Genomic DNA, 9,949 nt, shown 5'->3' on the forward strand with positions numbered 1-9,949 from the left:
TCGAGTGCGGCATCGAGTTCTCTGTCGTGCCGCTCCGATGCCTGTTTCCCGACCGATGCCTGTCCCCCCACCTCGGTCAGCCGAAAAGTCTGGGGAGAGTGCTCTCGAACGTCTCACGCAGCTCCGCCATCGGGACGGAGAACTGCCCCTGCACCTCGATGGAATCCGAACCCTCGTCGACGACGCCGATGCGCGTCCACGGCAGACCGCGGGCGGTGCACATACCGGTGAAACGCGTCTCTTCCGTGCGCGGCACCGCGACCAGTACGCGACCCGAGGACTCCGAGAACAGCGTGACGAACGGATCGGCACCCTCGGGAACGATGATGCGGCAACCGGTTTCACCGGCCAGGGCCGCTTCCACCACTGCCTGCGCAAGACCACCCTCGGACAGGTCGTGTGCCGCCGAGACCAGGCCGTCGCGCGAGGACGACAGCAGAATGTCGGCCAGCAACTGTTCGCGGGCCAGATCGACCTTGGGTGGAACGCCGCCGAGGTGATCGTGCTCGACCTGCGACCAGATGGATCCGTCGAACTCGTCGTAGGTCTCGCCCAGCAGGATCAGCGTCTCGCCGGGCTCGAGTCCGAGGCCGGTGGGGATGCGGCGATGCACGTCGTCGATCACGCCGAGCACACCGACGACGGGCGTCGGCAGGATCGGCTCGGCACCGGTCTGGTTGTAGAAGCTGACGTTGCCGCCGGTGACCGGGATGCCAAGGGTCACACAGCCGTCCGCCAGTCCGCGCACGGCCTGCTGGAACTGCCACATGACACCGGGATCCTCGGGCGAGCCGAAGTTCAGGCAGTTGGTGACGGCCTTGGGTGTCGCGCCGGTGACCGCGACGTTGCGGAACGCCTCGGCGAGTGCGAGCTGGGCACCCTGGTAGGGATCGAGTGCGGTGTAACGGCCAGACGCGTCGGTGGCCAAAGCGATTCCGCGCCCGGTCTTCTCGTCGATTCGGATCACGCCGGCATCGGCGTTCTCGGCGAGAACGGTGTTGCCGCGCACATAGCGGTCGTACTGCTCGGTGATGAATCGACGGCTGCACAACTGCGGCGAGCCGATCATTTTCAGCAGCGTCGCCCTCAGTTCGTCCCCGGTTTCCGGGCGCTGCAGCGACACCGTGGTGTTCGCGACCAGATCGTCCTGGGTGTCCGGGCGCTGGACCGGGCGGTTGTACACCGGTCCTTCGTGCGCAACGGTCTTCGGCGGAACGTCGACGACGGTCTCGCCGTGCCAGGTGATCTGCAGATGCTCACCGTCGGTGACCTCACCGATGACGGTCGCCAGCACGTCCCACTTCTTGCAGACGGCCATGAACGCATCGACGTTGTCGGGCGTCACCACGGCGCACATGCGCTCCTGGGATTCGCTCGACAGCACCTCGGCGGGCGTCATGCCGGTGGCGCGCATCGGCACCTTCTCCAGCTCGATGTGCATACCACCACTACCCGCCGAGGCGAGTTCCGAAGTGGCACAAGACAATCCGGCACCGCCGAGGTCCTGGATGCCGACGACCAGCTTGTTCGAGTACAGCTCGAGGCAGGCTTCGATGAGCACCTTCTCGGTGAACGGGTCGCCCACCTGCACCGCGGGGAGCTTCTTGCGGCCCCCACCGGTCTCGTCACCGTCGAACGTCTCCGACGCCAGCACGGACACGCCGCCGATCCCGTCGAGACCCGTTCGAGCACCGAACAGAATGATCTTGTTGCCCAGGCCCGACGCGAACGCCAGGTGCATGTCCTCGACGCGCATGACGCCGGCACACAGGGCGTTGAGCAGAGGGTTACCGGCGTACGAGGCGTCGAACACCGTCTCGCCGCCGATGTTCGGCAGGCCGAGGGAGTTTCCGTAACCGCCGACGCCTGCGACGATGCCACTCAGAACGCGGCGCGTATCGGGTGCATCGGCAGCACCGAATCGCAGCTGGTCCATGACGGCGATCGGGCGCGCACCCATGGCCATGATGTCGCGGACGATGCCGCCGACGCCGGTCGCCGCACCCTGGTAGGGCTCGACGTACGACGGGTGATTGTGGCTCTCGACCTTGAACGTGACGGCCCAGCCGTCGCCGACGTCGACGACGCCCGCGTTCTCACCGATGCCGGCGAGCATCGGCTTGCGCATCTCGTCGGTGGTGGTCTCGCCGAAGTACTTCAGGTGCACCTTGGAGGACTTGTACGAGCAGTGCTCGCTCCACATGACGGAGTACATCGCCAGTTCGGCATCGGTGGGCCGACGGCCGAGAATTTCCTTGATGCGGACGTATTCGTCGTCCTTGAGTCCGAGTTCCTTGTACGGCTGCGCAACGTCGGGGGTGGCGACGGCGTTGGAGACAGTGTCTGTGGGTACAGAGCTAGCGGACACGAGGAATAGGTCCCTTCGATGGAGCGAAATGCCAGGGCGAGTCTATAAGGTGCCACCGACATCTACGGCATCGGACGTATCGGCCTCGTGCGAACATCACCTGATGGACATCGCACTGACCGAGGACGATCTGGACGAAACGGGCGTCATCGACCCGTCGATGGTGGCCAAGGGAGTCGACGTACCGCCGAAGGCCGTCGTCTGTTTCTTCGCCGAGGTGATCGAGAGCATCTGCGCGAAAGGCGATGCCCGAGTGGTATCGGTCATGCGCTCCGAGCACGGCGAACACCCCGTCTACGAAATCGAACGAGGTGGACAGAAGCTCGCCGTCTTCCATCCCGGAGTCGGCGCGCCACTGGCTGCGCTGTTCCTCGAAGTGGCCATCGCCATGGGCTGCACTCAGTTCGTAGCCGTCGGCGGTGCCGGAGCCCTGTCCGACGACCTGGGCATGGGACACGTGATGGTGGTCGACAGCGCCCTGCGTGACGAGGGAACCTCGTTTCACTACCTACCGCCCGGACGGGTGGTCGAGGCCGACCCGGCAGGTGTGGCCGTACTCCAGTCGGTGCTCACCGATGCCGGAATCGACTTCGTCACCGGGCGTTCCTGGACGACGGACGCGCTCTACCGCGAGACGCGTGGCCGAGTGTCGCGTCGCGTCGAGGAGGGCTGCCGAACCGTCGACATGGAGGCATCGGCCTTCTGCGCGGTGGCCCGATTCCGCGGAGTGCGATTCGCGCAACTGCTGTACGCGGGAGACTCCCTCGCCGCCGACTGGGATCACCGCGGCTGGACCAAGGCGACAACAGTGCGCGAACAGTTGTTCTGGCTCGCGGCGGATGCGTGCCTCCAACTCGATCCGCTCTAGCCGAGTCGTCGGGGTTCGGGTCGCTCGCTCACCCCCCCCGATCTCGCAAACGCGCGCGCGTTTGCCAGACGCGAGCGGAACAGCCACCGAATCGGGCACGAATCCACGCGCACCTGACGAATGCGCGCGCGTTTGCGACTGGCCGGCTACTGCGCAGGGGCGAGGAATGCCGCCAACGCGTCGGCGTATGCCTTCACGTCGTTGGCACCCATCAACTCTCGCGAAGAGTGCATGGCCAGCTGTGCTGCGCCGACGTCCACTGTCGACAGCCCGGTGCGCGACGCGGTGATGGGTCCGATAGTCGATCCACAGGGTAGATCGGCGCGATGCACGTAGCGCTGCAAGGGAACTCCGGCCTGATCGCAGGCGAGCGCGAAGGCACCTGCTCCGGCGGAGTCCGTTGCGTAGCGCAGGTTCTGGTTGACCTTCAGCACCGGTCCCCCGCCGAGCTCGATGCGATGCGCGGGCTCGTGCCGATCCGGGTAGTTCGGGTGCGTCGCGTGCGCCATATCGCCTGAGGCACAGATGGATCCGGCCATCGTGCGGAGGAATTCCTCACGCCCACCGCCGCGTCCGAGCACGATGCGCTCGAGCACGGTGTTCAGCAGATCCGAGAACGCACCGCGATCGGACATGCTGCCGACTTCCTCGTGATCGAACAGGGCCAGCACCGGCGTCACATCGGTCGGATTCTCCACTGCAGCAAGCAAAGCCTGAGTTCCGGCGTAGCAGGTGCCCTGATTGTCCAGACGCGGCGCGCTGACCAGTTCCGACTCCACGCCCACGACGGCACTGGGCGCGAGGTCGTGTGTCATCAGCTCCCAGCCCAGTACCGAACGCGGGTCGACGCCTTCTCTCTCGGCGACGTAGGCGATGAAGGATTTCGGTGAATTTCCCACGCCCCAAATGGCATTGACATGTCGCTGCGGGTCCAGGGTGACGCCCTTTCGGTCCTCGGACAGGTGGATCGCCAGCTGCGGAACTCGCAGGATCGGCTCGTCCACCTTGACGAGCACTTCGCGCGCAGCGTTGCCGTCACGCACACTCAATCGGCCGGAGATACCCAGATCGCGATCGAGCCAGGAGTTGAGCCAGGCACCGCCGTACGGTTCGAGGCCCACCATCTGCCAGCCTGCCGATTCGAGATCGGGATGCTGCTTCACGCGAAGGTTGGGGCTGTCGGTGTGTCCGCCGACGATGCGGAACGGGCCATCAGGAGTGGAGCCTGCGGAACGACTCGAATTACCGCGCTCGGTACTCCAGGCGACGAGAGAACCGCCGCGGATCAAGTAGTAGCGACCGGGTTCGGTCGGCCAGGCGTCGATCTCGTCGAGCCGAACGAAACCGGCCTCCTCGAGCTGCACCGACACCGTGTTGCAGACGTGGAACGGCGACGGCGAGACGTCGACGAAGTTGCAGAGACCGATTGCAGAAGCGTTGGACGGCATGGGAACCATTGTGGCAGCCGCCGCGTCGAACGCATCAAGAGCACACCAGACCCGGGGGGATCTTCATGAAATTTCAGTCTTTGCCGAACTACGGTGCAGTTCACGCAACCACATTCGCAATCGTGCGGATGAAGACCATCGAGGTGTTCCGCAGGCGCGGGGTAGTGGTTCACCGCGTGGATTCGACAACACTGGCGACGGGGTCAGGCGCGCACCTTCCGCTGGAGAACCTTTTCGCCCGCTGCTCGAAGGCAGGCAGATCGGCGTGGGACAGCATCATCGACAGCCATGTCGACGTCATGATCGAGATGATGCGCGAAGCCGACCCGACCTTCATCACCTCGTTGTCGGACAACGAGTTCCATGCGAGGTTGCGCGAGCGCGTCGTCGCACCGACCGCCCTCGAGACACTGGCCGAATACGATTACGCGGTTCCCCTGGTCGACGCACCCGGATCCCCGGTGCGTGTGCTGAATCTGTCGTCTCCCAATCGAGCGCTGACACTGGCCGATCGGCATCTCGTCGGCCGGGACCTGCAGGCCGCCTGGGCTGCCGGCCGACACAACACGGCTGCGATGCAGTTCGAGGACGCCCAGATCCTCAGCAGGGACGGCATCGACGTCCATGTGCTGAGCGGCGATTCGATCTACCTCGCGTCGAAGGTCGCAGACATGCCCACGTTGATATCGACGCACCTCGGCGAGTGCCTGTACGGCCTTTTGTTCGCCGTCCCCAGCGCCTACGAACTGGCCGTTCACAGGCCGAGCGATGCCGATAGTGCACTCGGGGCAGTAGCAGCACTCGCCGAGCTGGCCGACATGTTCAGTCGTGACACACCGAGCCCGCTGTCGCGCTCGGTGTTCTTCTGGCGAGACGGTGAGTATTGCGACGTATCGCACGGCCCAACGGGCGTTTTCGCTTCTACCTTGACGGAGTTGCGAGCGCGTGCGGCATGACTTCGTTCGACGGTCCGCACGCCTGGCATTCATGACGAACGCCCGCATTCCAGAGACGGAATGGTGGGCGCTCGTGTCCTGATAGGACGCGCTATTCGGGCGGCGGGGTGGTAGGTCGACCCGCTGCGGCGTCGCGGATCCACTGCGGCACATCACGTCCGCTGCGTTCACGGATTGCGATCGATGCGCGAGCAGCCGCCGCGGCGACCTCCGGTCGTCCGACCTTCATCTTGCGTTCGTCCGTGGTGGTCATCGCATGTCCTCCTGCTCGCTCTCGCCGTCAGTGTCCTCGGTTTTGTGCGGTTGCGCCAGTGCGCGACGTTCAGATCGGCCCGCAACGAGGGTCGCCCATGCCTGGGCCGGCATTCGATTCTCAATGCGAACCGGACACGCAGAACACGTTGCCGTCGGGGTCGCTCAGCGTCACCCAGCGAAAGTCGCCCATGGTGTGTTGCGCAACTTCACGTGCACCCGCCTCGACCAGACGCGCAACCTCACCGTCGAGATTCTCGGTGGTCATGTCGAGGTGGACACGATTCTTGCCGGGCGTCGGATCGTCGATCTTCTGAAAGGCCATTCGGTACGGCGCGGCGGCGAGTTCGACGACGTAGAACCAGCCGTCGTTCTCCTCCACGATCGTGCCGTCGACCTGCGTCGCCCACCAACGCGCGAGCGGCCCAGGATCGGTGGTGTCGAACGTGATCATGCCCAACGTCAGCGTCATGGCAGCACAATAACCGCGAGCACCGACAGGTTGGGGTCAGGCGTTGACGATCGTGTCCAGAGCCGAATAGAAGATGCCCAAGCCGTCGTCGCTCGGACCCGTCAGTGGCTCGGTTGCGTGTTCGGGATGCGGCATCAGACCGACGACTCGACCGTTGGCGGAGGAAATGCCGGCGATCCCCCGCTGCGATCCGTTCGGATTGGTACCGCTGTAGCGGAACACGACGCGACCCTCACCTTCGAGCTCGTCGAGCACGTTCTGCGGTGCTTGGAATCGACCCTCGGCGTTCTTGACCGGGATCAGAATCTCGGCACCGGGCTCGTAGCGCGACGACCACGCGGTGTCGGTGTTCTCCACTGCCAGCCACTGATCGCGGCACACGAAGTGCAGCCCTTCGTTGCGGGTCAACGCACCGGGAAGCAGTCCCACCTCGCAGAGCACCTGAAAGCCGTTGCAGATACCGAGAACCGGCATACCGCCCTCGGCTGCTTTCACGACGGACTCCATCACGGGGGCGAATCTGGCAATTGCGCCGGCCCGCAGGTAGTCGCCGTAGGAGAATCCGCCGGGGACGACGATGGCGTCGACGTTCTTCAGATCGGCGTCGGCATGCCACAGGCTGACGGCTTCTCCGCCGGCCAGGGTGACTGCGCGGGAGGCGTCGACGTCGTCGAGGGTCCCGGGGAAGGTGATGACTCCGATACGGGCGCTCATGCGGCGGGCTCTACCGACACGCGAGTGACCGTCCAGTCTTCGATGACCGTATTGGCCAGCAGCGACTCTGCGATCTTCTCCAGCTCGGCGTCGTCGACGGAGTCGTCGACCTCGAGCTCGAAACGCTTGCCCTGTCGCACGTCGGATACACCGGAGATACCCAGACGACCCAGCGCGCCCGCGATCGCTTGACCCTGCGGATCGAGAATCTCGGCCTTGGGCATGACATCGACAACGACTCGGGCCACGAAAGCGCTCCTTGAAATACGTACAGCAAGACTGTTACCGGCAGGTGGGAGTCTACGCAGCCCTGGCGGGAGGCGCGAAACCGCGCTTACTGTGGAGTCCATGCGGCTGACACACTTCGGACATTCCTGCGTTCTCGTCGAACTCAACGGCACCACCGTGCTGTTCGATCCCGGCACGTTCTCCCACGGGTTCGAGGGCATCACCGGACTCGATGCCATCCTCGTCACCCATCAGCACCCGGATCACGTCGATCTGCAACGACTTCCGACTCTGGTCGAGGCAAATCCGCGAGCGGCACTGCATGCCGATCCGATGACTGCGGGCCAATTGGGCGGCCAGTGGGCGGCGGCTCCCGCAGGCAAGGCCTTCGCGGTCGGAGGCATCACGGTCACCGGCGTCGGCGGAACCCACGCCGTCATCCATCCCGAACTGCCGGAGATCGACAACACCGGCTACCTGCTCGGCACTCCGGAGAACCCGGGCCAGCTGTTCCATCCCGGCGACTCGCTCTTCGTCCCCGAGCAGCAGGTCGACGTACTCGCGCTCCCCGCGGCCGCACCGTGGTCGAAGCTGTCCGAGACGGTCGAATTCCTGCGTGCGGTGGCTCCGAAGATGGCGTTCCCCATTCATCAGGCAGTGATCGCCGACCAGGCGACCGGCGCGTACTACGGCCGCTTCAAGGACATGTCCGACGCCGAATTCCGCGAGCTTCCCAAGGAATCGTCCGTCTCGATCTAGCCGATGACCTCGGGCGGAAGGGTGCCGATCATCGTCACCTGCGTCCCGTCCCACTGGTACTCGATCGTCACCGGGCCGCCGGTAGGGTTCGCATTCGCGTCACCGGCGAGTGGCCAGCGGTAGTTCACTGTGATCGTGTCGGCGGACTGGGCCGCCACCGACGTGAACCCGTACGGCTCGAGCGTCGCGGTGCCGAGGTACTCGGCGTCGTGAAAGAAGAGCAGATGTGTCGGCGAGCTGACCGTCGCGCCGTACGGCAGGGCTTCGACCCAGGTGAACGACGCACACGGGTCGCCCATCCGCGTCGCGACCCACGGTGAATCGGCGAAGACCAGCGGCAGCGAGTTCACGGCTTCGGTCACCGAGCTGGACGACACGTCGAGGCAGGTCACAGGTGCGGTGGCGTCGGGAATGGAGTTGTTCTCGGGAAGCTCTTCGGTGTTCGAGTCGACCGGACCGTTGGGATCCCCATCCTCGCCCACGGCTACCGGCTGGGTCGCATCGGGCTGGTCCTGTGGCTGTACGGGCTGGGGCTGGGCGTTCGAGGTGGGCGCACCGGTGGCCGTCGCTGCGACCGGTTCGTCCGAGTTGCCGCACGCGACGAGGCTGAGCGCAGTGATGGTGACGAGAAGAAGTCGTTTCATAAGACCACCTGGTTCGATTTGCGGGACGCCAGGTATGTCCGCGCGTAAACGTGTTGTGTTACATCACATTTCGATCAAGGGGCCGTTACCTTCACGGCGCAGGCGATTTTTGCTCCACTCGTCGTACGCTCCGCAGTGTGTCCGCGGATGTCGGCGCACAGTGGAGCAACCGTTGCACCCGTCAGTCGAGCCGAACCAGTTCCCGCAGTGCCGACTCGTCCACCGTATCCAGGCCATCGAGGAACGCGGCAGCGAAGGATCCCGGACGCGAGGTCGACTGCGCCGCTATCTCCGACGCCACCGCAACATGCGCATGCGCGGCGACAGCACCGATCAGCGAATTCGGTAACACGGAGCAGTACGCCGCCGTCAGCGCACCCAACGCACACCCGGTAGCCGTAACCCGTTGCAGCAGTACACTTCCGCCGCCGAGCTTCACCAAGGATCCTTGCCCGACGATGTGGTCGACTTCCCCCGAGGCCGCCACAATCTCGGCCCTGTCCAACAGCGATCGCGCCGCATCGACGGAATCCGCAACGCGCGCAGACGAATCCACCCCTCTCGATCCGCCGTCAGCGCCCGCCAGACCCATGACCTCGGACGCATTCGCGCGAATGACACTGGGGTGGTTGGCAAGTAGCTCGACAGCCACCTGGGTACGCCACGGCAGACCGCCCGCCCCCACCGGATCGAGTACCCATGGCTTACCCGCGTCCCTCGCAGCAGCCGACGCCAGCCGAGAACTCTCCACCTGCGCCGCCGTCGGAGTTCCGAGATTGACCAGGACCGCGTCGGCGATCTCCGCGAAACCGGCCGCTTCCTCTGGGTTGTCGACCATCGCCGGAGCGGCGCCGGCGGCCAACAGTGCATTCGCCACGAACTGAACCGAGACGGTGTTGGTCAGGCACTGCACCAGCGGATTGCGTTCACGCATGTGGCGATGTGCGGCAACGATGTCGTCGAGGTTCACGGTCGAGGCACTCATTGTTGCGAGTCTACGACCGCACCCACCCCGTTCGCGTCAATGGACCACTGCATTGCACTGGACCCCGTGGGTTGGACTGCTCAATGCAAAGCCTAGGCGGCGAGGGCCTGAGCTCGGTATCGCACCGGGCTCAGGCCGTCGAGGCGTAGCGAGATGCGGTCGTTGTTGAACCAGTCGATGTAGTCCTCGATCGCGGTCTGCAAGGTGCCCAGGTCGAGATATCGGATGTGATGAAACATCTCTTCTTTGAGGTAT

The 9,949-nt window shown here is 64.9% G+C and carries 12 protein-coding genes; 3 read left to right on the top strand and 9 right to left on the bottom strand.

The window, feature by feature from the left end; genetic code table 11:
• Positions 1-76: 76 nt before the first annotated feature.
• A complete protein-coding gene (gene purL, locus CH305_RS03345; RefSeq protein ID WP_094702657.1) occupies positions 77-2,368 on the bottom strand; it encodes a phosphoribosylformylglycinamidine synthase subunit PurL in 2,292 nt (763 codons plus the stop codon).
• Positions 2,369-2,471: 103 nt separating this feature from the next.
• On the opposite strand from purL, the gene CH305_RS03350 reads away from it, so the two are divergent.
• Entirely contained in the window at positions 2,472-3,236 is a 765-nt protein-coding gene (locus tag CH305_RS03350; RefSeq protein WP_256983500.1) for a nucleoside phosphorylase, read from the top strand.
• A gap of 146 nt (positions 3,237-3,382) precedes the next feature.
• Here CH305_RS03350 and CH305_RS03355 read toward each other — a convergent pair whose 3' ends face one another.
• Positions 3,383-4,684: a M18 family aminopeptidase gene (locus CH305_RS03355; protein WP_179278169.1), complete on the bottom strand. Its 1,302-nt coding sequence runs from the start codon at positions 4,682-4,684 to the stop codon at positions 3,383-3,385.
• A gap of 65 nt (positions 4,685-4,749) precedes the next feature.
• On the opposite strand from CH305_RS03355, the gene CH305_RS03360 reads away from it, so the two are divergent.
• Complete coding sequence (locus tag CH305_RS03360) at positions 4,750-5,640, top strand: hypothetical protein (RefSeq protein ID WP_032405766.1); 891 nt, start codon at positions 4,750-4,752, stop codon at positions 5,638-5,640.
• 91 nt (positions 5,641-5,731) lie between these two features.
• Here the strand turns inward: CH305_RS03360 and CH305_RS28915 are convergent, their stop codons facing one another.
• The 4 genes from CH305_RS28915 to purS all read right to left on the bottom strand — a co-directional run bounded on the left by CH305_RS28915 (position 5,732) and on the right by purS (position 7,326).
• A complete protein-coding gene (locus CH305_RS28915) occupies positions 5,732-5,893 on the bottom strand; it encodes a hypothetical protein (protein WP_155292588.1) in 162 nt (53 codons plus the stop codon).
• A 120-nt stretch (positions 5,894-6,013) separates the two neighbouring features.
• Positions 6,014-6,364 (bottom strand): VOC family protein, encoded by a 351-nt coding sequence (locus CH305_RS03365; protein WP_032405765.1) that lies wholly within the window; start codon positions 6,362-6,364, stop codon positions 6,014-6,016.
• Between the two features lie 36 nt (positions 6,365-6,400).
• Positions 6,401-7,078, bottom strand: coding sequence for a phosphoribosylformylglycinamidine synthase subunit PurQ (purQ, locus tag CH305_RS03370; protein WP_032376368.1), 678 nt, complete (start codon positions 7,076-7,078; stop codon positions 6,401-6,403).
• Positions 7,075-7,326, bottom strand: coding sequence for a phosphoribosylformylglycinamidine synthase subunit PurS (gene purS / locus CH305_RS03375; RefSeq protein WP_032376367.1), 252 nt, complete (start codon positions 7,324-7,326; stop codon positions 7,075-7,077). Before purS ends, purQ begins: the two co-directional genes overlap by 4 nt.
• A 100-nt stretch (positions 7,327-7,426) precedes the next feature.
• Between purS and CH305_RS03380 the strand changes: the two genes are divergently transcribed.
• The gene (locus tag CH305_RS03380; RefSeq protein WP_094702661.1) at positions 7,427-8,065 is read left to right on the top strand and encodes an MBL fold metallo-hydrolase; all 639 of its coding nucleotides are present in this window, start codon (positions 7,427-7,429) and stop codon (positions 8,063-8,065) included.
• Here CH305_RS03380 and CH305_RS03385 read toward each other — a convergent pair.
• The 3 genes from CH305_RS03385 to CH305_RS03395 form a co-directional block, all read right to left on the bottom strand.
• A complete protein-coding gene (locus CH305_RS03385) occupies positions 8,062-8,709 on the bottom strand; it encodes an LppP/LprE family lipoprotein (protein WP_094702663.1) in 648 nt (215 codons plus the stop codon). The genes CH305_RS03380 and CH305_RS03385 overlap by 4 nt on opposite strands.
• Before the next feature lie 181 nt (positions 8,710-8,890).
• Positions 8,891-9,694: a hydroxyethylthiazole kinase gene (gene thiM / locus CH305_RS03390; protein WP_179278170.1), complete on the bottom strand. Its 804-nt coding sequence runs from the start codon at positions 9,692-9,694 to the stop codon at positions 8,891-8,893.
• A 92-nt stretch (positions 9,695-9,786) separates the two neighbouring features.
• Positions 9,787-9,933: an integrase core domain-containing protein gene (locus tag CH305_RS03395; RefSeq protein WP_256983502.1), complete on the bottom strand. Its 147-nt coding sequence runs from the start codon at positions 9,931-9,933 to the stop codon at positions 9,787-9,789.
• Positions 9,934-9,949 lie beyond the last annotated feature (16 nt).

Origin of the sequence: Rhodococcus sp. 15-649-2-2 (genome assembly GCF_002258645.1) — a bacterium.
Taxonomy (GTDB): Bacteria; Actinomycetota; Actinomycetes; order Mycobacteriales; family Mycobacteriaceae; genus Rhodococcoides.